This window comes from Arthrobacter sp. zg-Y1110 (assembly GCF_025244865.1).
Lineage (GTDB): Bacteria > Actinomycetota > Actinomycetes > Actinomycetales > Micrococcaceae > Arthrobacter_B.
Map to the genome: position 1 here is coordinate 2,862,357 of NZ_CP104272.1, position 24,179 is coordinate 2,886,535.

The following is a 24,179-nucleotide window of genomic DNA, read 5'->3' on the forward strand; positions in this document are numbered from 1 at the left end:
TCGGAACGGGTGGACAACAGGCATAGAGGTCACGGGTGCTGCGCGGGCTGCCGGGGAGTTATCGGCGTTCCTTGATTGCTTGCCGGCGGAACCAGCATTTCCAGTAAGGCAATCACTCTATCCTCTATGCCCTTGGAACTGCTGTCCGTCAGGTTAGCGAGCATACGCACCACGAAACGCATAAGCACGGGAATCGGCATTCCTGTGCGCAGCGCCAGTTTCATGACTGCGGGGCGGCCGATCATGGCGGCGAAGATGCGGCCGAGCGTGAAGTGGCTGCCCCATTCTTCCCGCACGTGGCCTGCATAGGCGCGCAGTTCGACGTCGAACGCGGCCCGCGAAGTGAGCAGGCCCGGCGCCAGAGCGGCCCCTGAGCCCTCGATGATGTGTTCGGCCGCAAACCGCGCCGATTCCATGGCGTAGGAAATGCCTTCACCGTTGAACGGGCTGACCATGCCGCCGGCATCGCCGAGCAGCAGCAGCCCCGGCGAATAGTGCGGGGTGCGGTTGAAGCCCATGGGCAGGGCTGCCCCGCGGATCTCACCCACTTGGTTTTCCGGGGTGAAGCCCCATTCTGCGGGCATGCCGGCGGTCCAGTCGCGCAGGACCTTGCGGTAGTCCAGCTTTCCGAATTCCTTGGAGGAGTTCAGGATGCCCAGGCCAACATTGGACGTTCCGTCTCCCACTCCGAAGACCCAGCCGTAGCCGGGCAGCGGATTGCCGGAGGCATCCGGAAGCTCCAGCCAGCCTTCCATCCAGTCGTCATTGGTGCGCGGGCTCTCGAAGTAGGTACGCACGGCTACGCCCATAGGACGGTCGTCACGTTTTTCGATGCCCACGCTCAGCGCGGTCCGGCTCGAGTTTCCGTCGGCAGCCAGGACGACGTCGGCGAAGAACTCCCGCCGTTCGCCGGTGCGCCTCCCGTTTTCATCCAGGATGTTGGCGACAGCACCTTCCACGCGTCCGTCGTCGCCGCGGATGGCAGAGACCACTGTGTGCCGCTCAAGGATCTTCGCTCCGGCAGCCTGCGCGTGGCGGGCAAGGGCCTCGTCGAAACCGAGACGGGTGCGGATCAGGCCGTAATCGGGGAAATCCGAGAGCGCAGGCCACGGCAGTTCCAGTGTCCGGCCGCCGGCAATCAGGCGTAGCCCCTTATTCCGGCGCCACCCTTCGGCTTCTTCGTGCGGCAGGCCCAGGAACTGGATTTCGCGCACGGCGCGGGGGGTCAGGCCGTCGCCGCAGACCTTTTCCCGCGGGAAGGCGGTCTTTTCGAGAACGGTGACATCCACCCCTGCAGAGGCGAGGTAGTACGCGGCTGTGGAGCCGGCGGGCCCGGCACCGACAATAAGGACCTTCACTTGGCCGGATGCCCTCCGGGCTTGACGGCGCGGTGCACAGCCACGATGCCGCCGGTCAGGTTGCGGTAGGCAACATCCTGCCAGCCGGTTTCAGCAATCCAGGCTGCCAGGCCGTCCTGGTTCGGCCATGCCCGGATGGACTCGGCGAGGTAGACGTAGGCATCGGGATTGGAGGCGACCTTGCGGGCGATCGAAGGAAGGGCACGCATCAGGTATTCGGTGTACATGGTGCGCCACACCGGAATGACCGGCGAGGAGAATTCCGCAATGACAAGGCGGCCGCCGGGCTTGGTTACCCGGAGCATTTCCGCCAGGGCCTTTTTCGGCTCGTTGACGTTGCGGAGGCCGAAGGAGATGGTGGAGGCGTCGAAGGAGTTGTCCTCGAACGGGAGGTTGGTGGCGTCACCGGCAACGAAGTCGATGTCCGGGCGGCGGCGCTTGCCGACCTTAAGCATCCCGAGCGAGAAGTCGCAGGCGACGACGTCGATTCCGGCATCGGCGTAGGGCTCACTTGAGGTGCCGGTGCCGGCGGCCAGGTCCAGGACCCGCTGTCCGGGCACGGCTCCGACAGCGTCCACCACAATACGGCGCCAGCGGCGCGTCTGCCCCAGGGACAGCACGTCGTTTACGACGTCGTATTTAGGTGCCACGTCATCAAACATGGCAGCAACTTCATCCGGGCGTTTTTCCAACGATGCGCGGTTCACTCTGTCATTGTCTCAAACAATGGGAGGGCCGCCGAACCGGCCGCGGCGCTGTCGTGTTGCTCTCAGCCACGGACCCCCGATATCCGGCAGGTACCTACGGCGGAGTAGTCTGGAACCACTATGACCACCCTGCGTTCTGTGACAGTGCCCGTCGGTGAGCTTTCCGCCGCCATGGGTCTCCTGGAGTATCTGGTTCTTGACGAGCAACTGTGCTGGATCCGGCGCCAAGAGGGGCTGGTCGGCTTTGGAGAAGCGGCCCGCTTCACTTCCAGCGGCCCCGAGCGCTTTGCGCGCGCACAGGATTGGTGGCGGTCCCTCCTTGCGGAAGCCGACGTCGAGGATCCTCTTGCCGCTCCCGGCACCGGCATCGTCGCCTTTGGTTCCTTCGCTTTTTCCAAACGCTCCCCCTTTGAATCCCGTCTGGTGGTTCCGGAAATCATCGTCGGGCTGCGCGACGGCGCCGGCTGGGTGACGTACACAACCGCGGATCCAGAAGCAGAACTAAATGCGGAGACCGCGAAGGCCGCCTTGGCCCGTTATCTGGACGATCTTCCGCTCTACCGGGAAAGCGATCCTGCCGACCGGGTCCTTCCGGGCATGCTGAGCGAATCGGAGTGGAAAAATGCCGTGGCACGGTCGGTGGCCCATGTAGCAGCCGGCGATTTGAGCAAGATTGTCCTGGCCCGCGACGTTGCAGTGGAGTTGGGCAGCCCCCTCGTGGCTTCACAGGTACTGCGCGAACTGGCCGTGCGCTACCGCGACTGCTGGACGTATTCGGTGGACGGTTTGATCGGGTCCACGCCCGAGATGCTGATAAAGGTCGAAAACGGCACCGCCGAGGCTCGCGTGCTGGCCGGAACACTGGACCGCGCTACTGCTCCCGCCGATGATCCCCACTACGCAAAGCGAGTGCTGGCGGGTTCCGCCAAGCAGCAGCACGAGCATCAAATTGCCATCGATTCCCTCACCCGGTCCCTTGAACCTTTCACCTCGTCGATGACTTCCCACACGGAGCCGTTTGTCCTCGAACTGCCGAACGTCTGGCACCTGGCCTCCGACGTCACTGCCGAGCTCGCACGGGATGCGGGCGGACTGATCCCCACACCCCTGACGCTGGTTGAAGCACTGCATCCCACTGCCGCTGTCTGCGGCTTCCCCACCAGCGTGGCCGGCGAACTTATCAGTGAGCTTGAACACATGGACCGTGGCCCCTACTCCGGACCCGTCGGCTGGATGGACGCCGCCGGAAACGGTGAATGGGGTATCGCCCTGCGCGGCGCTGTGATCGAGAGCCCCACGGAAGTACGCCTTTATGCAGGCTGTGGAATTGTGGCCGGCTCCAATCCTGCGGCGGAACTAGAGGAAACCTGGAGCAAGTTCCGCCCCATGCTTGAGGCCCTGGGCCTGGACCGGCCCCGCGCCGTTCCGGTGCGTAACCCCGATTTCGCATCCTCTCCCGCCGGATCCTGAAGCCCCTTGACGCCTCCGTCGGAGACCGGCTGCATAACCGTTTGGTTCGTTGCATAAATTTACAGTGGGTAGAATAGAAACTCGGATCGTGCCTTTGTGGCCGTTTCCGCCCTATGCCGCTCTGGAGACGGTTTGGTTTCCGCCTGCGGCCTCTTCTGTTCCTGCCAACCTAAGGTTCTGAATCGCAATGCCGCACAAAGCCCGCACCACTCTTGCCGTCCTCCTCGCCGTCGGAGCGTTGTCCCTGACCGCCTGCGGCGGAGGAGACGACTCCGCGGAGTCCGGTCTCACGACCGTCAACGAAGGCACCCTCACGGTGTGCTCCAACGTTCCCTTCAAGCCGTTTGAATACGTAGTGGACGGCGAGTTCACCGGCTTCGATATCGAGCTCACCCGCGAAATTGCCAAGGGCATGGGCCTCGAGCATGAAGTGCAGAACGTTGGATTCGACGGCCTGCAGAGCGGAACCGTACTGGCTGCCCGCCAGTGCGATGTGATTGCCGCAGCCATGTCCATCACCGATGAGCGGGCCGAGAAACTGGCATTTTCGGACCCGTACTATGACTCGCCGCAGACCCTCCTGGTTCCTGCCGATTCCCCAGTTGCCTCCCTGGCAGACCTCAAGGGCAAGAAGGTAGGGGTCCAGCAGGGCACCACCGGTGAGAGCTATGCGCGGGAAAATGCCGCCGACGCAGAAATCATGTCCTTCCAGACCGATGCGGAGCTGTTCCAGGGACTGCAGGCAGGAAACATTGATGCGGTTCTCCAGGACCACGCGGTAAACCAGGACCACACCGAGGACGGCAAGTTCCGGATTTCAGCGAGCTTCGAGACGGGTGAGTCCTATGGCTTCGCCATGAAGAAGGAAGGCAGCGAGGAACTGGTTTCGAAGGTGAATGAACAGCTTGCTGAGCTGCGGGAGAATGGGAAGTACCAGGAGCTCCATGACCGGTTCTTCACGAAGTAGCCGCACTGGGAACCGGGTGCCGCAGTAAGGCACGCCACGTGGGCTTCTGTTTTACTGCCGGTAGTGGCGGACACGTTACCGAAATATGGACTACGTACGCTCTAGACTGCATCCCAATACCCAGCTACGGGTGAGACTGCTCACACCGTCCGACGTAAGGTTGTAAACCAATGCCGCATAAAGCCCGCACCGCCGCCTTCACCTTTTTGGCCATCGGTGCCCTCTCGCTGACCGCCTGCGGCGGCGACGACGCCGGAGCCTCCGACGACGCTGCCAACGGATACAACCTGGTATCCGAAGGCACGCTGACGGTCTGCTCGGACATCCCGTACGTTCCGTTCGAGTATGAAGAGAACGGCGAATACACCGGTTTCGACATGGACCTGGTCAAGGAGATCGCGGCCGGGCTTGACCTTGAGCTCGCAGTCCAGGACGCCGGGTTCGAGGGAATTGCCAGCGGCACCGTGCTCGCGGCGGGACAGTGCGACCTAGAGGCCAGCGCAATCACCATCACCGCGGAACGCGAAGAGGCCATGGGCTTCGCCGATCCGTACTATGACTCGCTGCAGTCGCTGCTGGTCCCCGTCGACTCGGACATCAAGAGCATCGAGGACCTGGAGGGCAAGAAGCTCGGCGTCCAGGGAAACACCACCGGTGAGTCCTACGCCCGCGAGAATGCTCCCGGAGCGGAAATCGTGGCCTTCCCGAGCGATGCCGAACTTTTCCCGGCCATCCAGTCCGGTAACGTCGATGCTGTGCTCCAGGACCTTCCGGTGAACATTGGACACACGGAGGATGGCGAATTCACCATCGCCGAAGAGTATGAGACGGATGAGTCCTACGGCTTCGCCATGAAGAAGGACAACACCGAACTCATCTCCGCCGTCAATGAGCAGCTCGCTGAGCTGCGGGACAACGGCAAATACCAGGAGATCTACGACAAGTACTTCACCGAATAACGCCTAGACCACTGCGTCGTCCCGGGCCGGATGCCCGGGACGACCCCTTTTCTTCCTTGGAAGGCTCCCCACTTTGAAACCCTCCACCCGCAGACGCCTGTTCCGGGGCGTCCTGTACGCCGTTTTCGTCATCGCGCTGGTAGCCGTAGTGCTGGCTGCCGATTGGGAAGCCATCGGCGAGAACTTCTTCGACGCCGAGGTGGCCCGTGAGGCCTTCCCGACCATCATCACGGTGGCGGTTAAGAACACGATTATCTATACCGTCATTGCTTTCGCGGGCGGGCTCCTCCTGGGCCTGCTGCTGGCCCTGATGAAGCTTTCCCCCGTAGCCCCGTACCGCTGGGCCGCCACGGCATACATCGAACTCTTCCGCGGACTCCCCGCACTGCTGGTGATCTTCGGGTTCGCCTTCGCCGTGCCGATCGCCTTCGACTGGCGTCCGCCGGGAGGCAGCGCAGGCGCAGGGCTCCTGGCCCTGATCATCGTTTCCGGCGCCTACATCGCCGAGACCATCCGTGCCGGAATCCAGGCAGTGCCCTCCGGTCAGGCCGAGGCTGCCCGTTCGCTGGGCATGGGTCCGACCTGGACCATGATTTCCGTGACCCTGCCCCAGGCCTTCCGGATCATCACGCCGCCGCTGACCAACGAACTGGTCATCCTGATCAAGGACACCTCGCTGCTTTTCATTGCCGGTATGGCGCTGCAGGACCGCGAGCTGACCACCTTTGCGCGTGACTCCGTGTCCCAGACCGCAAACGCCACACCCCTGGTGCTCGCTGCCCTGATGTACCTGATCATTACGCTGCCGCTGACCCAGCTGGTGGCAAAGCTTGAACGACACAACCAGAGAGGCAGGTAGCAGCCATGAGCGTCCCGAACACCAACGCCCCTGCCATCGAGGTCCGCAACCTTCACAAGTCCTTCGGAAGCAACGAGGTGCTGAAAGGCATCGACTTCCATGTAGACCAGGGCGAAGTGGTCTGCGTGATCGGTCCGTCCGGTTCCGGCAAGTCGACCCTGCTGCGCTGCGTCAACCGCCTGGAGGAGCCCACCAGCGGCACCGTCCTGGTGGAGGGCGTTGACATTACCCATCCCGACACGGACCTGGACAAGATACGCACCCGGATCGGCATGGTCTTCCAGCAGTTCAACCTCTTCCCGCACCTGAACGTGCTGCGCAACCTGACCTTGGCGCAGCGCCGGGCGAAGAAGCGCGGCCAGGAGGAAGCCTCCAAGGTAGCCCTGAAGAACCTCGCCAAGGTGGGTCTGGAGGACCGTGCCACGGCCTTCCCCGCACAGCTGTCCGGCGGCCAGCAGCAGCGTGTGGCCATTGCCCGCGCACTGTCCATGGATCCGGACATGATGCTGTTCGACGAGCCCACCAGCGCCTTGGACCCGGAACTCGTTGGTGATGTTCTCGCCGTGATGCGTCAGCTTGCCGAGGAAGGCATGACCATGATGGTGGTGACCCATGAGATGGGCTTCGCCCGTGAAGTGGGCGACCGCGTTGTCTTCATGGACGGCGGCGTGGTGGTGGAGCAGGGACGTCCCGAAGATGTCCTGGGCAACCCGCAGCACGAGCGCACCCGGGCGTTCCTTTCCAAGGTTCTTTAACCCGGTTCCCCGTGCCGCCGGCCTATCGCAGGCCCGGGGGCCAAGACGGAAGCAACGCACCCGCCACCGCGGCCTGCACCTCCAAGGTGCAGGCCGCGCTGTGTTTCCCGGTGTTGGTTAGCCGGGCTTGGTTGCCTGATTGGTTGCCCGGATTGGTTATTCCGGCCAGCTAGGCGCAAGACTCAGCCCAGTGCGAGTCCGTATTCGTCCAGGGCCTGCGCTATGAGCCGCAGCGCCTTAGGACCCATGCCGTGCAGCGAGGCGAGTTCCGCGTGCGGGACCCCGGCCAGCTGGCGAAGTGAGTCGTAGCCCGCCTCGGCGAGGGCACGGGTAGCCGGCGCACCGATCTTCGGTAGGCCATCGAGCGGCGTAACCATGCGGCGACGCTACGCTTCGCCGACGCGGGCGTAAAGCCCTACCCGCGCAGCACTAACCCCGCAGCACTAGCTCCGCACCGCTGCCCCCACAGCCGACTGCACCTGCTGATGCAGGCCGCGCAGCGTCTCCCGTGCGGTGCGTACCTCCAGCACCGACCGTCCGTGAACCGGTTCGGCCAATGCGGCTTCGAGTTCGTCGGCCGAACGGATCACTTGGTGCCGGACACCGTAGCCGCGGCACAGTGCGGCCAGATCGGCACGGTGCGGAGTCCCGAAGAAGCGTTCCACCAAGGCCGTGTACCGCGGGTCCTCCCCCAGTGCACCATGTTCGAGGACAGTGAAAATGCCGCCGCCGGAGTCGTTCAACACGATCATCTGCAGGTCCGGCTCGTCCTCTCCCTCTCCAAGGAGCAGAGCTCCGGCGTCGTGCAGGAACGTGAGGTCGCCCAGCAGCAGCCGGGTGGGAATGCCGTTGGCGAGCGCAATGCCCGTGGCCGTGGAAATGGTCCCGTCGATCCCGGCCAGGCCGCGGTTGGCGTACACGTCCAGCGGATGCCAGCCCGGAGAGGCAACCAGGTCCATGTCCCGGATGACGTTGGAGGAACCGAGTACCAGATTGGCGTCTGCAGCGTCCCACACCAGGTCCGCGACCTGCAGACCCGTGAGCCCGGCCTGCTGTTCCAGCAGATTGTTCAGCGTGTTCATGGCCGCTTCCGAGGCCGTCCGCCACTGCTCAAGCCAGCCGGGCGCACCGGTTCCCGCGAACTCGAAGAGTCCGGGGATGTCGCTGATGATGGTTTCCGGACGTCGTCCCTCGGTAAACCAGTTCACCGGCCGGGGCAGATAAAGGGCTTTTTCGATGTCGGTACGGGCCAGTAGTCCGGCTACCGGACGGGAGAGCGTTGGGCGGCCGAACACCACGACCCGTTCAATCATCGGGCCGAGTTCCGGCAGCAACAGGCGGTACGCGCCCACGGCGTTGGGACCGAAGCGGGCGTTGGAGGACGGTTCCGCCAGCAGCGGCAGCCCGGCACGCAGGGCAAAGAGCGCAGCGAGCTCCCCGGCCCCGTCGCCCGCCACCACCACGGTGCGGTGAACACCGGGGATCGGCGGATCGGCGGCAGGGACCCGGTCCTCCGCCGGAACCGGAGCGGAGGCAGGCAAAGCCTCCGGAACGGAATCGGATTCGAGGAACAAGGGGTCGGTTTCGCCGGGGGTCAGCGGCTCCCGGAACTGGAGGTTCACGTGCACCGGTCCCACCGGGATCCCGTTGCCAAGGCTGGCCAGAGCTGCGGAAATGGCTTCCGCAGGATCGGTGCCGGCCTCCACATCCGCAGCCGTCGCAGGGAAGTGGGCAAAGAGGCCGGGCTGCACCGTGGTTTGGTTGGCACCGGTGCCGTGCAGCTCGGCCGGTCTATCCGCCGAGAGGACCACCAGCGGAACACAGGCATGGTGGGCTTCCATCACGGCAGGCATCAGTTCACCCACGGCAGTGCCCGACGTCGTCACGACGGCTGCGGGACGGCGCCCGCCGCGCGCCAGGCCGAGGGCAGTAAAGCCGGCAACCCGTTCATCAATCCGTACGTGCACCCGAATCCGGTCCTGTAGTTCCGCTTCCGCCAGCGCGTAGGCAAGCGGTGCGCTGCGCGATCCCGGGGACAGGACGACGTCGCGCACTCCTGCGGATGCCAGGGCGGCGACGGCGGACCGGGCTGCCTGCAGGGAGCTCAATCCGGTCCGCGCCGCATCCGACAGGTCAGGGGTGCCGGCCGCAGAGGAGCCGGAAGCAGGCGCCCCGGAGGCGGAGGACGGGTTGGGAGACTTCGAGGTTCCGTTCACTCTTCCATCCTAGGGTTCGGTGCATCCGGACCGTAGCGGCCGCATTGCAGGGTCGCTGGGCAGGTGCTCCTGATCCAGGCTGCACACCGAGCCGAATCCCTACTTTCAGAACCGGACATAATGCTTTGCCCGGAAGGTCTAACCGTAGCTTCGCGCCGTCCCTACACTGTTGGAACCAGCACCTTGAGACTCGCGCGGCGCAGGTGCGCCGCGACCGGAAGGTCCGCTATGACGCAGACCCACAGAATCGCCACCATCGCCGGAGACGGGATCGGGCAGGAAGTGGTGCCCGAAGGGATGAGGGCGTTGGCTGCCGCAGCTGAGGCCTTTGACTTCACCCTGAAGAGCACAGACTTCGACTTTGCCAACGGCGACTACTACCTCAAGCACGGCAGGATGCTGCCCGACAACTGGGTTGAGCAGCTTGAGGGTTTCGACGCCATCTTCTTCGGTGCTGTCGGCTCCCCTGAAACGGTTCCGGACCATATCTCCCTGTGGGGAAGCCTCCTCCAGTTTCGCCGCCACTTCGACCAGTACGTCAACCTCCGACCGGTGAAGCTGCTGAACGGAGTCCGGAGTCCGCTGGCCGACCGCCGGCCCGGGGAAATCGACTTTTACGTTGTCCGTGAGAACACCGAGGGCGAGTACTCCAGCATTGGCGGGCGGATATTCGAGGGCACCGACAGGGAAACGGTGATCCAGGAAACGGTCATGACCAGGACCGGTGTGGACCGCATCCTCAAGTACGCGTTCGACCTCGCCGGCAGCCGTCCCAAGAAGCACCTGACCTCCGCCACCAAAAGCAACGGAATTTCGGTGACCATGCCGTATTGGGACGAGCGCGTAGCTCGAATGTCCGGCAATTACGCAGATGTGAGGATCGACAGCTACCACATCGACATCCTTACGGCGCACTTCGTGCTGCATCCCGAAAGATTCGACGTAGTCGTGGCCAGCAACCTCTTCGGCGACATCCTCTCGGACCTGGGTCCGGCATGCACGGGCACCATCGGCATCGCACCCAGCGGCAACATAAATCCTGAACGCCGTTTCCCGAGCCTTTTCGAACCTGTCCACGGATCCGCTCCGGACATTGCCGGTCAGGGTATCGCGAACCCCATCGGCCAGATCTGGAGCGCCTCCATGATGCTGCAGCACCTGGGCGAGCATGCAGCAGCAGCAGCCGTGGTTCAGGCTTTCGAGAACGTGCTGGCCCGGGGAGATGTTTCCCTCACGCCCGATCTCGGCGGCAGCGGGACCACCGAACAGCTGGGAAAAGCCATAGCCAATGAAATCAGTGCCGTAGCCGCCGGATGACCTGTAGGGGATTTCGGCGGTCGTATGTTGTGCCGATTTAGTTCCACAGCGGCACACCACGGGCCGCGGCCCGTCGAACCGAGAAAATGCACCCAAAATCGGGAGGACGAAGATGTCCCAGAATGTGCCGCTGTCCATGCCGGCCCCGAAGACGCCGGGGTTCACCGATGTCAAAGCCGCCCTGCTGGGCGGGAAAACGTTCCGGAGCCTAAGCGAACAATCCCTCTCTCCCCGTGAGGAGAAGTTTGAGCGGGCACGCCAGACGCTGGGGTTGTTCCTCGCACCGGCCGTTGCAATCGTCTTCGCCCTCCTGCCCACGGCCATGGACCCGACCCAGCAGCTGCTCGCTGCGGTCCTGCTCGGCGTGATCATCCTGTGGATCTGCGAACCGGTGCCCATCCCCGTGGGTGGCCTTATGGGGGTTGCCGCCGTAGTGATCCTCGGCATCGCACCGGCAGCGGAGGTCCTGCAGCCCTTTGGCTCCACCACCATCTTCACGTTTATCGGAGCCTTCATACTGGCCCAGGCCATGCTCAAGCACGGCATCGCGCAGCGGCTGGCCTTCGCCGTCCTGTCCGTTCCCGGAGTGGCAAAGTCGACGTACCGTATTATCACCGCCTTCGGAGTGATCACCTGCCTGCTCTCTGCCTTCGTGTCGAACACCGCAACGGTGGCCATGCTTCTGCCTACGGCTCTGGGCATCCTCACAGTCATCGGCGAACTTCTGCAGAACCGTGGCGTAGTCAAGTCCGACTTCGACCCGTTGCGCCTGCGTGTCGGTGCCGCGCTGATGCTGATGCTGGCCTACGGCGCCAGCGTGGGCGGACTGCTCACGCCTGTGGGTTCCCCGCCGAACCTCATCGGCCGCGGCCTGATCGAGGAAGCGACGGGCGTGCGCATCTCGTTTGCCCAGTGGGCCGCCACTGCTGCACCGCTCTGCCTCGCCATGTTCATCGTGCTCGCCCTCGTTATGTTCCTGCTCAATAAGCCCGAGATCCGCAGGATTGAAGGTGTTGACGGGTTCATCAGCGAGAAAAAAGCCGAGCAGGGCAAAATGAAGCGGGCAGAGGTCAACACCCTGATCGCCTTCGGTTTCACCGTGACCCTGTGGCTGCTCCCGGCATTCGCGAGCCTTATCTTCGGCACGGACTCCGGCCAGTACATTTTCCTGGACGACAGGCTGGACGAAGGCATCGTGGCAGTTCTCGGGGCCTCGCTGCTGTTCATCCTGCCCACCGATTGGAAGAAGCGCGAAGCCACCCTCACCTGGTCCGATGCAGCCAAGATCGACTGGGGAACCATCGTCCTCTTCGGCACGGGCATCATCTTCGGTTCCCTGCTGTCGGCCACGGGCCTGGCGGAAACCATCGGAACCACCGCCTCCGACACTCTGGGCGTCACCAGCGTTATCACCATCACCGCCTTCTCAGTGATCCTGGCTATCCTCATCTCGGAAACCACCAGCAACACCGCCTCTGCGGCCGTCGTCGTGCCCATCGTGATTCCCCTGTGCGTAGCGATGGACGTGGATCCGTTCATCCCTGCCCTGGCAGCGACTTTCGCGGCATCCTTCGGCTTTATGCTCCCGGTATCGACGCCGCAGAACGCCATTGTCTACGGCTCCGGGACCATACCGATCACCAGGATGATCCGCACCGGGCTCGTCTTCGACATCCTCGGGGCAGCGCTCATCATCGGCATTGTCCCCATCATGGTTGGCGTCACCGGTATCGGAGGCTGACGCCGGCCTAAGACACACATGCGGATCGAAAGCCTAGCGCTGCTGGGCCGTCACCAACTGCGCATGCACCCGCTCCAGCCGGTCCAGCCACCACTGACGGCGCTCCGGCGGTGCGGCAAACCGCTCCAACAGCTCCTCGGACACGGGCACGTCCCGCACGGCCAGGGCACCACCGTCGGGCACCAGCGATTCTTCCGTCACGTCTCCGGCCATGAGCGACAAGGTGCCCAGCCCGCAGGCATAGGGCAGCTCCGGCAGCGCAGCGGCCAGGGCGACGCCGGTACGGATCCCCACGGAAGTGTCGATGGCGGAGCTCACCACAGCGGGCAGCCCGGCCTGCGCCACAATCTCGACGGCCCGGCGCACCCCGCCCAACGGGGCCGCCTTGATGACGATCAGGTCCGCAGCGTCTTCCCGGGCGACCTTCAGCGGGTCGCTTTCCTTCCGCACGCTTTCATCGGCGGCGATCAGCACGGGAACCCCGCGCCGGCGCAGCTCGGTCCGGACGGCACGCAGGCCGTCAATGCCCGCTACGGGTTGTTCGGCGTATTCCAGCCCGGCCTCAGCCAGCAGGGTCAGCGTTTCGACGGCGGTGGGCACGTCCCAGCCAGCATTGGCGTCCACCCGGATACCGGCGTCGGGCAGCAACCGGCGGACCTCGGCCACCCGGGCCAGGTCCTGAAGCGGAGTCTGGCCAGTTTCAGCCACTTTGACCTTCACGGCAGGGACATGTCCGAACCGGGCCAGCACGGCCTCCACCTGGTGCACCGGCACGGCGGGCACCGTGCCGTTCACCGGGATGGACTTCCGCACCGCTTCCGGATAGCCCTGCCAGGCCGCTTCTAAGGCGGAGGCAAGCCAGGGTGAGGCCTCTGCGTCGGAGTATTCCGGGAACGGGGCAAACTCGCCCCAGCCCTCCGGCCCCTCGATCAGCAGGGCCTCGCGGTGCAGGATGCCGCGGAACTTCACCCGCATGGGAATGGAGACCACGCGGGCTCCGGCTAGGAGGGCAGACAGGTCAGGGTTGTTCGGCACCCTGCCAGCCTACGCTTTGACGCTCACCGGCTGCCCGCTTCGGGTCGAACAGGTAAGGACCACGATGATGTGGCAATCTGGATGCAATGGATACTCGCAACTTGCTGGCACAGCGCGCCCGTGCCGAACGACCGGCTGCGCATAATCCGGCGCTCTTTCTGTTCGCGGCCCTCCTCTGCGCTGCCGGCGTTGCCGCAACGTATTGGTTCTTCGTCCGCACCACCACCGGCCAGCTCGCCGATGAGTCCGCTTTCCAGGAAGCGGAGCTGATTGCACCTGCCACCGAACGGCCGGTGATCGCCTTCCTGGACGAGCTGCCGCTGATCTCCGTCTTCATCGCCGTGATTGTGGTGGTGTTTGTATCCATCCTGCGGCACCGGATTTCGCCGGCGGTGATTGCCCTCGGCACTTTCGGAGCAGCAAATGTCAGCAGCCAGCTGCTGAAACGGACCGTGCTGGACCGGCCGGACCGCGGGGTGGTGACCCTGGATTTCAACTCCCTGCCGTCCGGCCACACCACGCTGGCAGCCTCCGCAGCTGCGGCGGTCTTCCTGCTCGCCTCCCCGCGCTGGCGGCCCCTGGTTGCACTCTTCGGCGGCAGCTACGCCGTGCTCGCGGGCGCAGCCACCTTCCTCAACCTCTGGCACCGGCCGGCCGACGTCGTCGCCTCGCTGCTGGTGGTGGCCGCCTGGACCCTTGTCGGCGGCCTCGTGATGATGCGGACCAACCCGGACTGGAACCGCTGGCCGGCCAACGGTGCGGCACAGGGAACGGCGAAAGTGATTGCCGGAATCTGCGCCGTGCCCGGAGTGCTGGCTACGGCTGCCAGCCTGGGACTTTACTTCTATGCCCGCTGGGACCCGACGGCGGTGAGCACTTCCGCACCGCTGTACTTCTGGGCGGGCCTGACACTGATAGTGGGTGTCGGCTTCCTCGTCAGCGCCCTCGCCTGCTGGCTGTTCAACCAGCAGGCCGGAGACCCCGCACGGGCAGCGGGCGGTTCCCGGGGCAATCGCCGCTAGCGAGCCTCGCCGGCGGTAAGCGGATTGCCAGCGGCCTTCCGTCCGGGAACCCAGATCCAGAGCACGACGGCGCCCAGCAGTCCCAGGACAGCGGTGGCCCCGATCCCTGCCGAGAGCGACACGAGGGCAGTCACTCCGGAGAGGATGCCTGGGCCGCCCATGGTCCCGAGGTCGGCCAGCAGCCGCCAGATGCCCAGGAACTGCGGGCGTCCGGGCGAAGGCGAGAAGTCCGCCCCGAGGGTCATAACGATCCCGGATCCGATGCCGTTGCCGAACCCGATCAGCAGCGCAGCCAGCAGCAGTCCGGTTGCTTCGGAAGCCAGCGGCAGCAGCCCGAGGCCCAGCCCCATGATCAGCATGCAGGGCACCGCCACCGAACGCCGCCCCCAGGTGTCCATGGCTTTGCCCGCGGGATAGAAGATCAGCATGTCGATGGCTCCGGAGAGCCCGTAGATCAGCGCCGTGGTGGTGGGGTCCAGGCCGATGTGCTGGCCCCAGAGCGGAATCACTGCCTGCCGCGTCGCACGGACGGCAGCGATCAGCAGCACCCCGATGCCGATGGTCCGGAAGATCCGTGCATGGCTTCGCAGGATGGACCGCACGGTGGGCGCGGGGACGGCGTCGCCCTTGGACACCAACCCCGATCCGTCCCTACCGGAACGGACAGCAAGATCCGGCACCTGGAGGCTGAGGATCCCGGCGCCGACGGCGGCCGCGGCACCCACCCAGTACGCCCCGGTGGTGCCGAAGAAATGGATTGCACCGGCGGCTGCGAAGGGACCGATGAAGACGCCGATCCGGTTCACCCCGCCGAGCGTGGACAGGGCCCGCGCACGGAAGTTCACCGGTACGGCTTCCGTCAAATAGCTCTGCCGGGCCAGCCCGAAGACCGACCCCGCCATGCCGATCATAAAGACGGCCAGCGCGAAAACCGCCAGCACCGGGACCGCAGCGGCAAGGACCATCGCCAGCGCGCACCAGGCCGAAGCAGCCACAAGCGCCCATTTCTCCCCGAAACGCGTGGTCACAATCGTGGCAGGCACGTTCGTCAGGAGTGAACCGACTCCGGTAAGGGTGATGACCAGCGCCGCCAGGGCAACGGTGGCGCCCAGGTCGCGGGCGCTGAGCGCGATGACCGGCAGGATGGCTCCGGTCGCCAACCCGTAAAGCAGGGTAGGCCCGTAGGCCGGGATAGCTATTTTCCGAAGGCTGAAATCGTCCGCTGGCACGGCCCTAGACTATCCGCAACCGGTTCCGGTTCCGGGGAGGTGATTACTGCTTGAGCCACTTCCACCGGGCAAGGGTCCGCAGGCGGGTGAGCAATGCCCTGGACTGGTCCGGCCCGTACGGCAGGATGGGAATTGCCTTCGTCATGTCCACCGAGGCCTGGTCCATGGCGCTGCGGGTGACGGCGACGGCGGTGCGCATCTTGTGCATTTGCGTGGTCACGAAATCCACCGTGACGGGTTTGCCGTGTCCGGGAACGAAAATCGTGTAGAGGTCCTCGAGCGCCGAGATTTTCCCCAGCGTGCGGATCCAGTCCTTGGGAAAGGAGTCCTCGAAAGCCGGATCAGCGCCCTGTTCGACGAGATCGCCGGTGAAGAGCACGTCCCCGGCTCCCACCAGCAGGTCGTGGTCCGTGTGGCCGCGTCCGAGGTGGAAGAGGGTCACGGAGATGCCGCCCAGGTCCAGGTCCACCGGTGCGTCCTCCACCAGTTTCGTGGGTTCGGCGATTGCCGTGTTTTCGCCCGTGGCCGCCGCCATCTCGGGTTCGACGTCGGCGGCCTGCGGGCGGTGGCTGTTTCCGTTTTCACGGATACTCGCGGCGCATCCGGCGGTACCCCAGATATCCTCCACACCGTTGGCGAGCATCAGGGCGTTGCCGAAGTAATGGTCAAAGTGGGCATGCGTGTTGACGGCCGTGAGCGGCAGGTCGGTCAGCATCCGGGCGGAATCGTAAATCTCCTGCGCCATGCCGGGGCCTGCTCCGGTATCGATCAGCAGTGCCCGATCGTCCCCGATCACCAGCCCGGTGTTGACGGCAAAGGCAGCATTGGCGCGCACCCAGACCCGGGGTGCAACCTCCTGCCAGCTGCGCTGGGTGGGGATGTGCTGCTGCGGTGTTTCTGTCATGTCAGCTTTCCTTTTCGCCGGCCGGTTTCCAACCTATCGCGGGTGGCTCTCTGCGGCACGTATTACAGGTCCGCCAGCACGCGGCCCGGGTTTTCGACGGCGTCGGCGACGTAGCGCAGGAAGCCGCCGGCGGTCGCGCCGTCGCAGACGCGGTGATCGAACACCAGGGTCAGCTGGGTGACCTTCCGGACCGCGAGCTGGCCGGAAACCACCCACGGTTTTTCGATGATGCGTCCCACGCCGAGGATGGCCGACTCGGGGTAATTAATGATGGCAGCGCTGCCGTCCACCCCGTAGACGCCGTAGTTGTTGAGCGTGAACGTGCCCGAGGAAAGTTCGGCGGGAGTTGCCCGGCCCGCCTGGGCGGCAGAGGTGAGACGGCGGATCTCCGCGTTTAGTTCCCGAGTGGACAGGGTGTCTGCCCGCCGAACCGAGGGGACCATCAACCCGCGCTCAGCCTGCACGGCGATGCCCAGGTTCACGCCGTCGAAGGCCTCAATCACGGCCTGTTGTTCGTCCTGGTCCTCGCCCGCGTTATCCCGGGGGTCCTCCCCCGGGCCCGCACCGACTCTTTCCTCCGCAGGCACAAACCGGGTGTTGAGTTCCGGGAACCGGGTGAGTCCGGCCAGCGTGAAACGGGCCAGGAAAGCCAGCAGCGACGGTGCGTCCTCCCGCTGGCGGGAAAGGTCCGCGCGCAGGTCCATCAGGGCCGTGGCATCCACGTCCACCCACACGGTCGCCTCGGGGATCAGGCTGCGGCTGCGGCTCAGGTTTGCGGCGACGGTGCGCCGCAGGCCGCGCACCGGAGTGCGCGAGGTGACGGCGAGCCCCGTCCGCGCATCCGTTGCGGTCCCGGAATCGCCGGCTGTGGCTCCGGCATTCCGGACAGAATGGACTTCCCGGCCGGCCCCGGCCCCGGTTCCGCCGGCACTACCTCGGGCCGCCCCTTCGCCGGCAGTGTCTTCCGCCCGAGCGGGCGCCACGGCGGCTTCGACATCGCGGCGCAGGATCAGCCCGTCGGGACCGCTGCCGGCCACATCCTCCAGCTTCAATCCGGCGTCACGGGCCAGGCGGCGGACCAGAGGGGATACACAACGCGGAGCTTCCGTTCGAGCGGTGGGGCCGGCAACCTGGCCTGCAGCTTGGGCAGCAGCCGGGACGGCAACCTGGCCACCAGCCGCGCCGATCCGCAGCCGGGGTGCACGGGTGCGCCGCGGGGACTGCCCGTTGGCCGGGGTTCCGTAGCCGATGAGGACGTTCCCGGACCCTGCCTTCTCTTCCTCCCGGTAGGCATCCCCCGCCGCAGTCTCACCGGCCGATTCCGCAGCCGCTACTGCTTCGGCCGCTTCGGCCGGTCCCACGGCTGCCGCAGGTGCCATCGTCTCCCCGGTTCCCGTGGCTGTCATTCCGGCGGCCAGGCCGGCCCCCGCTGTTGCCGCAGCCGCGGTGTCCACCGAGATCAGCGGACGCCCGACGTCGACGCTCTCGCCGGCCTGGCCGTGCAGCTGCGCCACGCGGCCCGCAAAGGGGGACGGAACTTCCACCAGGGACTTTGCCGTTTCCACTTCGGCCACCGGCTGGTCCACCACAACCGTGTCCCCCACAGCCACGAGCCAGTTGACGAGTTCCGCCTCGGTCAGGCCCTCGCCCAGGTCCGGCAGCAGGAAGGTACGCACACTCATCGGGGATCCTTCGAAGCAGAGATTCGGACGCCCGTGCCGGAACCGGGAGCCTCCGGCTCTTCCCACTGCAGTTCGTCCACGGCGTCCAGGATGCGGTCCACGCCGGGCAGGAACCAGTGTTCCAGCTTCGGCGCCGGATACGGCACATCGAAGCCGGTCACCCGCAGCACCGGTGCGGCGAGGGAATGGAAGCAGCGTTCGGAGATGCGGGCCGCGATTTCCGAAGCGACAGAAGCAAACCCCGGTGCTTCGGCAATGACCACTGCCCGACCGGTGCGCCGGACGGACGCGTCCACGGTGGCGTCGTCGTACGGAACAATCGAGCGCAGGTCGATGACTTCCAGGGACCGGCCCTCTGCTTCGGCGGCTGCCGCTGCAGCCAGGGCCGTCGACACTGACGGCCCGTAAGCCACCAACGTTGCATCCGTTCCGGTGCGTGCCACGGCTGCGGTGCCGATACCGCCCGAAACCGAACGGCCCGTGTGCAGCGCTTCATCGGCGGCTCGGCGCAGGACGGCCAGATCCACTGATTCCTTGCTCCAGTAGAGCTTCTTCGGTTCCAGGAAAACCACGGGATCATTCAGCCGGATCGCGTCGCGCAGCAGCGTGTAGGCGTCCGCTACGGTGGCCGGCGCGACGACGGTCAGGCCGGGCGTGTGCGCGTAGTAGGCCTCGGAGGAATCGCAGTGGTGTTCCACCCCGCCGATCCCGCCCGCATACGGAATGCGGATCACCAGCGGAAGCTTCACCTTCCCCCTGGTGCGGTTGGACATCTTCGCCACGTGGCTGACCACCTGCTCGAACGCGGGGTAGGCGAAGGCGTCGAACTGCATTTCCACCACCGGACGCAGACCATTCATCGCCATGCCCACGGCCATGCCCATGATCCCGGATTCGGCCAGCGGAGTGTCGAAGCAGCGGCCGGTTCCGAACCGCGCGGTCAGCCCGTCGGTGATCCGGAAGACCCCGCCGAGCGGACCCACGTCCTCTCCGAAAACCACCACCGTGGGATCGGCCGCCATTTCGTCGGCGAGCGCGGCGTTGAGCGCCTTGGCGAAGGTCAGGATTTCCGGTCCGGACTCTGTCCCGGCTTCGGTCATCTCCCCCGCCTGGGGCGGAGTGACCGTTGGAGTTGCTGCCATGGTGCTGCCTTTCGGATCAGGAGGTGTCACCGCGAAGCGCCGGGATCTGCGGGGTTCCCGGCGCCGGCCGGGCCTGCGTCGGCGTTGCGGACAAGCGCATCGCTTTCGAACCCGTCCCGCTGCAGCTCGCCGCGCAGCAACTCGGACTGCTCCGTCAACTGCGGCGTGCGCCGGGTATAGACGTGTTCAAACAGCGCCAGCGGGTCCGGTTCGACGTCGGCATTCAGGCCCTCACGCATGGCTGCCGCAAGCGCTTCGGCCGCCGCGGCCAGTTCATCCTCGCGTGCATCATCGAGCAGCCCGCGGCCGCGCAGGTAGGTGCGGGTCCGGGCCAGCGGGTCCCGGGGCAACCAGTCCTGCACTTCTTCCGCCGAACGGTACCGGGTGGCATCATCCGCGTTGGTGTGGGCCTGCATGCGGTAGGTATGTGCTTCCACCAGTGCCGGTCCGCCGCCTTCGCGCGCCCGCAGCACTGCCGCGCCCAGGACGGAGAGGAGGGCGGCGACGTCGTTCCCGTCAACCCGCTCCCCCGGCATGCCGTATCCGACGGCTTTGTGGGCCAGCGACGGCGCCGCGGACTGGTTTTTCAGCGGCACCGAGATGGCGTATTCGTTGTTCTGGATGAAGAACACCACGGGCACGTGGAACACCGCGGCAAAGTTCAGGGCTTCGTGGAAGTCGCCCTCGCTGGTGGCGCCGTCGCCGCAAAGTGCAAGCACCACAGTGTCCTCCCCCTTGAGTTTCCCGGCGTGTGCGACGCCGACGGCGTGCAGCAGCTGGGTGGCCAGGGGCGTGGCCTGCGGCGCCACCCGGTGTTCGTACGGGTCATATCCGCTGTGCCAGTCACCGCGCAGCAGCGTGAGCACCTGCAGCGGGTCCACACCGCGGGACATAACGGCAACACTGTCCCGGTACGTGGGGAACAGCCAGTCCTGCGTTTGGAGCACCGCAGCGGCGGCTACCTGGCAGGCCTCCTGCCCGTGGGAGGAAGGGTAGACGGCCAGCCGTCCCTGCCGCACCAGGGCGTTGGCCTGGTCATTGATCCGCCGGCCCGCCACCAGACGGGCATAGGCATCCAGCAGCATTTCATCTGCGGGCATCGTGTACCGGGAATCCCGGCGGGCTGCGCCGCCGGCATCTATCAGCTGGACGGGGACGTCCGACGGCAACAGGGCATCGACGCTCCCGGAACCGCTTTCGGTGCCAAAGGCAGCCTGGCGGGTCCTGTCGGTAGAGATGGTCATCGCGAGCCTCCGTCCGCAGTGCCGCGGCATCTTTGCACACGGAACTTCTGTCTTGCCAGTATGCTTTCGGGCGCCGAATCGTTACCAGCATTCCCCGAAATCTTGGACGCCAGCGGCCTGCGAGGGTAATCTGATGGACACCTTGCAAATGTGACGCAGATTACTTGGGGAGAGCGTGGACATTATGACTACAACGCAGGTGCAGGCACTGGATGACATTGACCGGAAGATCCTGGCCGTCCTGCGGGCCGACGGCAGGGCTTCGTTTACGGCCGTCGCACAGGCGGTCCATATCTCCCGGGCGCACGCGTACTCGCGGATTGCCCGGCTCACCGAGTCCGGAGTCCTCAGCCGGTTCACCGCGCTGGTGGATCCGGAGAAAGCAGGCCTGGGCTCGTCGGCGTATGTGACACTGAAGGTCCGCCAGCACGCCTGGCGGGAATTGAAGGACCGGCTCAGCGAGGTGCCGGAGATCCACCACATTGCCCTGGTGGGCGGCTCGTTCGACGTTATCGTGCTGGTCCGGGCCGAGGACAACATCCACCTGCGCAGGGTCATTTTCGACCAGCTGCAGTCCATGCCGGGCGTCCTGGACACCCAGACGTTCCTGGTCTTCGAGGAACGCGATACCCGCTGAAGGCGCAGCAGTAAGAGGTAGCAAAAAAGCAGGGCCTGCAGCTGCAGGCCCTGCTTTTTATGTCAGCCCGGGCGGTTCATCCAGTCCGGGTGCTTCCTTGGCCCAAGCGGTTCATCCAGTCCGGCAGGTCAGTTTTCGTCGTGGCCCTGGTCGGTGCTCATCTGGTCCTCGGCCGGAGGGGTCTCTCCCGGAGGAACGCCGCCGCCGGGCTCGAGGCCGGTAATGTTGCCGTCCATCGGGTCAGGATTGGTGCTCCCGGCCTTGGCCTCGCTATGGGCGTGGTTACCGGTGCCCTCCTGCGTATCGGAGCCCTTTTGCGCATCCTTCGGCTTATCCGGGTTCGCCGGGTCATTGTTCGGGTTGTAGCTGTCGGCCATGTTCTTACCTCCTCGGTGTCTCAAGGTTCTCTAGCGTCGGCAAGCACCTGTTATAAGCATGCTTACGAGTTACCTCCAAGGTAGTCCGGTGTCCACCGCATCACAAGCCGACCGGCGGCCGGTGAGCGCAGCCGACAGGTCAGCCCTGGAAAACGGGCTTGCGTTTGGCCAGGAAGGCTTTGAACCCCTCCGCATAGTCGGGCGTTCCGCTGAGCTTTTCCTGCACGGTGTTCTCCGCATCGAGAGCTTCCCAGAAACCCAGCCTCCGGTCGCGGATCTGGGCCACGAGTTCCCGGGACGCGGTAAAGGCCTGCGTGGGACCGGAGGCGACGCGCAAGGCCGTGGCACGGGTGCGGTCCAGCAGTTCGGCGGGGTCCATGGCGCGGCTGAACAGCCCGGCAGCCACCGCTTCCGCACCGCTCATCAGATCCGCCGTGTAGATCAGGTCCAGCGTGCGGTGCGGCCCCAGCCGCTCCGTGAAGAGCCAGTGCCCGCCCGAATCCAGCGCCGCACCCAGATTCGCGAACGGCGAGCCGATCTTCGCGTCGGCAGCCACGTAGACGACGTCGGTGGCCACCAACAATCCGAGCCCTACTCCCAGGCACGCACCCTGGGCAGCAGCGAACGTCGGCGCAGGAAAGGCGGACATTTTCTGCAGCAGCGGCAACAGGTCATCCACGAGGTAGCCGCGGGCATCGTCGTGGTCCGGCGAGACAGTGGAAAGGTCCCGCCCTGCACAGAAGCTCCTGCCCTCGCCCCGCAGCAAAAGCGCGCGTACGCCCGAGGCAGCGGCGTCGTCGTACGCCTGCCCCAGGTCCGCCAGCGCGGGGCCGTCCAAGGCGTTGAGTTTCTGCGGGGCGTTCAGGACCACTTCGGCCACGCCGTCGTGGATGTCGAGTTCAATCAACGGGTGCTCCTAGAAGTCGTAATCAACGCTCACCTCCGGGCTGGTGGGCCGGCTCTGGCAGGTCAGCACGTAGCCGCGTTCCAGTTCCTCCGGTTCCAGCGCGTAGTTCTCCTCCATGTCCACGGTGCCGGCGACCAGCTTGGCCCGGCAGGTTCCGCAGACGCCGCCGGCGCAGGCGAAGGGCACGTCCGGGCGGACGCGGAGGGCTGCGTTGAGAATGGATTCGCGGGCGTGCACCGGGCTGGCCACCTTGCCCTGCAGTCCGTCCAGCCGGAAGGTGATGTCGAAGTTCTCGCCCGAGCTGTCGGGCAGGACCGGACGGCCGGCCGAACCTTCCGGACGGTCGGGACGCCCGGTGGTGAAGAGTTCAAAACGTACCCGCGCCGGATCGACGCCGCGTTCGGCGAGCGCATCACGGCACAACTGCACCAGGTCGAACGGGCCGCAGAGGAACCATTCATCCACGGCTGCTGCCGGGAGCACCGTGTCGATCAGGGTGGTGAGTTTCCCGGCATCGAGCCGTCCGCTGAGCAGCGGCGAAATCCGCTGTTCGCGGGAGAGGACGTGGTGCAGGGCAAACCGCGACGGGTAGCGGTCCTTCAGGTCCGCCAGCTCCTCGAGGAACATCACATCCATGGCCGCCTTGTTGGCGTAGACCAGGTCAAAGCGCGTGCTGTCGGAGGACGCCAGCACGGTGCGGGCAATTGCGATCACGGGGGTGATGCCGGACCCTGCGGCTACGGCGGCAAACACCTGCCCGTGCACTGCTTCCAGTCCGGGTTGGCCCGGGGCGTGCCGGGAGATGAAGCTGCCGGCCGGGCTCATCACATCCAGCACGTCACCGGCCCTCAAATGCTCGTTTACCCAGGAGGAAAACAATCCGCCCAGGTCCCGTTTGACGGCCACCCGCAGTTCGCCGGGCTTCGGTTCGGCGCAGATGGAGTAGCTGCGCCGCAGTTCCGTGCCGTCCAGCACCGTGCGCAGGGCAACGTACTGTCCCGGCAGATAGGAGTAGGCGTCCACGAGTCCGGACGGCACCGCGAAGGTGACCTCGACGGCGTCTTCGGTCAACCGGCGAACGGCGGCAACGGTCAGTGGATGGAAGGCGCCGCGGCGGGTCGGCGCTTCGGGAAGGGCGGTCATGGCTTCAGAGCACCTTGAAGTAGTCGAACGGTTCCCGGCAGTCGCCGCACACCCACAGCGCCTTGCAGGACGTGGATCCGAAGCGGGTCAGCTCGCGGGTATTCAGGGACGAGCACTGGGGGCATTTCACGCTCAGGCCCACCCGCACCGGCCCCGCAGCGGCCCGGCCCGACGGCGGCGCGATGCCGTAGGCGTCCAACTTCGCTTTGCCTGCACTGCTCATCCAATCGGTGGTCCACGCCGGAGCCAGCTCCAGGGAAACGTGGACGCTGGGATAACCGGCAGCGTCGAGGGCGGCTGTGACGTCCTGCCGGATGGCGTCCATGGCCGGGCAGCCGGAATAGGTGGGGGTAACGGCCACGTTCACCCGCGCGCCGATGACCTCCACCCGCCGAAGCACACCCAGGTCCTCGATGGTCAGTACGGGGATTTCGGGGTCGCAGACCGTGGCGGCGATATCCCAGGCCGCTGCCGCGGCAGGGTCCGCCGGACGCAGGGAGGATTCCAT

General features: G+C 65.6%; 23 protein-coding genes. 9 read left to right on the forward strand and 14 right to left on the reverse strand.

Going from position 1 to position 24,179, the window contains the following annotated elements; translation table 11 throughout:
- Positions 1 to 29: 29 nt before the first annotated feature.
- Positions 30 to 1,358 carry a geranylgeranyl reductase family protein gene (locus N2K99_RS13385; RefSeq protein ID WP_227932999.1) on the reverse strand — a complete coding sequence of 443 codons (1,329 nt, stop codon included), beginning with the start codon at positions 1,356 to 1,358 and terminating at the stop codon, positions 30 to 32.
- Positions 1,355 to 2,065 carry a demethylmenaquinone methyltransferase gene (locus N2K99_RS13390; RefSeq protein WP_227918937.1) on the reverse strand — a complete coding sequence of 237 codons (711 nt, stop codon included), beginning with the start codon at positions 2,063 to 2,065 and terminating at the stop codon, positions 1,355 to 1,357. Before N2K99_RS13390 ends, N2K99_RS13385 begins: the two co-directional genes overlap by 4 nt.
- A 120-nt stretch (positions 2,066 to 2,185) precedes the next feature.
- Between N2K99_RS13390 and N2K99_RS13395 the strand changes: the two genes are divergently transcribed.
- The 5 genes from N2K99_RS13395 to N2K99_RS13415 all read left to right on the forward strand — a co-directional run bounded on the left by N2K99_RS13395 (position 2,186) and on the right by N2K99_RS13415 (position 7,075).
- Positions 2,186 to 3,535, forward strand: coding sequence for an isochorismate synthase MenF (locus tag N2K99_RS13395; RefSeq protein ID WP_227918939.1), 1,350 nt, complete (start codon positions 2,186 to 2,188; stop codon positions 3,533 to 3,535).
- 187 nt (positions 3,536 to 3,722) lie between these two features.
- Entirely contained in the window at positions 3,723 to 4,502 is a 780-nt protein-coding gene (locus tag N2K99_RS13400) for a basic amino acid ABC transporter substrate-binding protein (protein ID WP_227932998.1), read from the forward strand.
- A gap of 170 nt (positions 4,503 to 4,672) precedes the next feature.
- A complete protein-coding gene (locus N2K99_RS13405) occupies positions 4,673 to 5,461 on the forward strand; it encodes a basic amino acid ABC transporter substrate-binding protein (RefSeq protein ID WP_227932997.1) in 789 nt (262 codons plus the stop codon).
- 73 nt (positions 5,462 to 5,534) lie between these two features.
- A complete protein-coding gene (locus N2K99_RS13410) occupies positions 5,535 to 6,320 on the forward strand; it encodes an amino acid ABC transporter permease (protein WP_227918949.1) in 786 nt (261 codons plus the stop codon).
- 5 nt (positions 6,321 to 6,325) lie between these two features.
- Positions 6,326 to 7,075 (forward strand): amino acid ABC transporter ATP-binding protein, encoded by a 750-nt coding sequence (locus N2K99_RS13415; RefSeq protein WP_227932996.1) that lies wholly within the window; start codon positions 6,326 to 6,328, stop codon positions 7,073 to 7,075.
- A gap of 182 nt (positions 7,076 to 7,257) precedes the next feature.
- On the opposite strand, the gene N2K99_RS13420 is transcribed toward N2K99_RS13415, so the two are convergent.
- Together N2K99_RS13420 and menD are read right to left on the reverse strand one after the other, a co-directional pair.
- On the reverse strand, positions 7,258 to 7,452 hold the full coding sequence (locus N2K99_RS13420; protein ID WP_227932995.1) for a helix-hairpin-helix domain-containing protein: 195 nt from the start codon (positions 7,450 to 7,452) through the stop codon (positions 7,258 to 7,260).
- Positions 7,453 to 7,518: 66 nt separating this feature from the next.
- Complete coding sequence (menD, locus tag N2K99_RS13425) at positions 7,519 to 9,291, reverse strand: 2-succinyl-5-enolpyruvyl-6-hydroxy-3-cyclohexene-1-carboxylic-acid synthase (protein ID WP_308036334.1); 1,773 nt, start codon at positions 9,289 to 9,291, stop codon at positions 7,519 to 7,521.
- Between the two features lie 228 nt (positions 9,292 to 9,519).
- On the opposite strand from menD, the gene N2K99_RS13430 reads away from it, so the two are divergent.
- Entirely contained in the window at positions 9,520 to 10,608 is a 1,089-nt protein-coding gene (locus N2K99_RS13430) for a tartrate dehydrogenase (RefSeq protein WP_227918954.1), read from the forward strand.
- A 112-nt stretch (positions 10,609 to 10,720) separates the two neighbouring features.
- Positions 10,721 to 12,349 (forward strand): DASS family sodium-coupled anion symporter, encoded by a 1,629-nt coding sequence (locus tag N2K99_RS13435; protein WP_227918957.1) that lies wholly within the window; start codon positions 10,721 to 10,723, stop codon positions 12,347 to 12,349.
- Between the two features lie 33 nt (positions 12,350 to 12,382).
- Here N2K99_RS13435 and N2K99_RS13440 read toward each other — a convergent pair whose 3' ends face one another.
- Positions 12,383 to 13,324: an o-succinylbenzoate synthase gene (locus tag N2K99_RS13440; RefSeq protein WP_231711734.1), complete on the reverse strand. Its 942-nt coding sequence runs from the start codon at positions 13,322 to 13,324 to the stop codon at positions 12,383 to 12,385.
- 146 nt (positions 13,325 to 13,470) lie between these two features.
- On the opposite strand from N2K99_RS13440, the gene N2K99_RS13445 reads away from it, so the two are divergent.
- Positions 13,471 to 14,406 carry a phosphatase PAP2 family protein gene (locus N2K99_RS13445; protein ID WP_227918959.1) on the forward strand — a complete coding sequence of 312 codons (936 nt, stop codon included), beginning with the start codon at positions 13,471 to 13,473 and terminating at the stop codon, positions 14,404 to 14,406.
- Here the strand turns inward: N2K99_RS13445 and N2K99_RS13450 are convergent.
- The 5 genes from N2K99_RS13450 to pdhA all read right to left on the reverse strand — a co-directional run bounded on the left by N2K99_RS13450 (position 14,403) and on the right by pdhA (position 20,607).
- Complete coding sequence (locus N2K99_RS13450) at positions 14,403 to 15,635, reverse strand: MFS transporter (RefSeq protein ID WP_227932993.1); 1,233 nt, start codon at positions 15,633 to 15,635, stop codon at positions 14,403 to 14,405. The genes N2K99_RS13445 and N2K99_RS13450 overlap by 4 nt on opposite strands.
- A gap of 43 nt (positions 15,636 to 15,678) precedes the next feature.
- Positions 15,679 to 16,539, reverse strand: a complete 861-nt coding sequence (locus tag N2K99_RS13455; RefSeq protein WP_227932992.1) for an MBL fold metallo-hydrolase — start codon at positions 16,537 to 16,539, stop codon at positions 15,679 to 15,681.
- 62 nt (positions 16,540 to 16,601) lie between these two features.
- The gene (locus N2K99_RS13460) at positions 16,602 to 18,221 is read right to left on the reverse strand and encodes a dihydrolipoamide acetyltransferase family protein (protein ID WP_227932991.1); all 1,620 of its coding nucleotides are present in this window, start codon (positions 18,219 to 18,221) and stop codon (positions 16,602 to 16,604) included.
- Positions 18,218 to 19,321, reverse strand: a complete 1,104-nt coding sequence (locus tag N2K99_RS13465) for an alpha-ketoacid dehydrogenase subunit beta (RefSeq protein WP_227933062.1) — start codon at positions 19,319 to 19,321, stop codon at positions 18,218 to 18,220. Before N2K99_RS13465 ends, N2K99_RS13460 begins: the two co-directional genes overlap by 4 nt.
- A 68-nt stretch (positions 19,322 to 19,389) precedes the next feature.
- On the reverse strand, positions 19,390 to 20,607 hold the full coding sequence (gene pdhA / locus N2K99_RS13470; protein WP_227932990.1) for a pyruvate dehydrogenase (acetyl-transferring) E1 component subunit alpha: 1,218 nt from the start codon (positions 20,605 to 20,607) through the stop codon (positions 19,390 to 19,392).
- A gap of 184 nt (positions 20,608 to 20,791) precedes the next feature.
- On the opposite strand from pdhA, the gene N2K99_RS13475 reads away from it, so the two are divergent.
- A complete protein-coding gene (locus tag N2K99_RS13475; RefSeq protein WP_227918969.1) occupies positions 20,792 to 21,244 on the forward strand; it encodes an Lrp/AsnC family transcriptional regulator in 453 nt (150 codons plus the stop codon).
- A gap of 128 nt (positions 21,245 to 21,372) precedes the next feature.
- Here N2K99_RS13475 and N2K99_RS13480 read toward each other — a convergent pair whose 3' ends face one another.
- The 4 genes from N2K99_RS13480 to paaD form a co-directional block, all read right to left on the reverse strand.
- Positions 21,373 to 21,621, reverse strand: coding sequence for a DUF6480 family protein (locus N2K99_RS13480; protein ID WP_227918970.1), 249 nt, complete (start codon positions 21,619 to 21,621; stop codon positions 21,373 to 21,375).
- Between the two features lie 139 nt (positions 21,622 to 21,760).
- Positions 21,761 to 22,528 carry an enoyl-CoA hydratase/isomerase family protein gene (locus N2K99_RS13485; RefSeq protein WP_227932989.1) on the reverse strand — a complete coding sequence of 256 codons (768 nt, stop codon included), beginning with the start codon at positions 22,526 to 22,528 and terminating at the stop codon, positions 21,761 to 21,763.
- A 9-nt stretch (positions 22,529 to 22,537) separates the two neighbouring features.
- Positions 22,538 to 23,671, reverse strand: coding sequence for a 1,2-phenylacetyl-CoA epoxidase subunit PaaE (paaE, locus tag N2K99_RS13490; protein WP_227932988.1), 1,134 nt, complete (start codon positions 23,669 to 23,671; stop codon positions 22,538 to 22,540).
- Between the two features lie 4 nt (positions 23,672 to 23,675).
- Positions 23,676 to 24,179, reverse strand: a complete 504-nt coding sequence (gene paaD, locus N2K99_RS13495; RefSeq protein ID WP_227918976.1) for a 1,2-phenylacetyl-CoA epoxidase subunit PaaD — start codon at positions 24,177 to 24,179, stop codon at positions 23,676 to 23,678.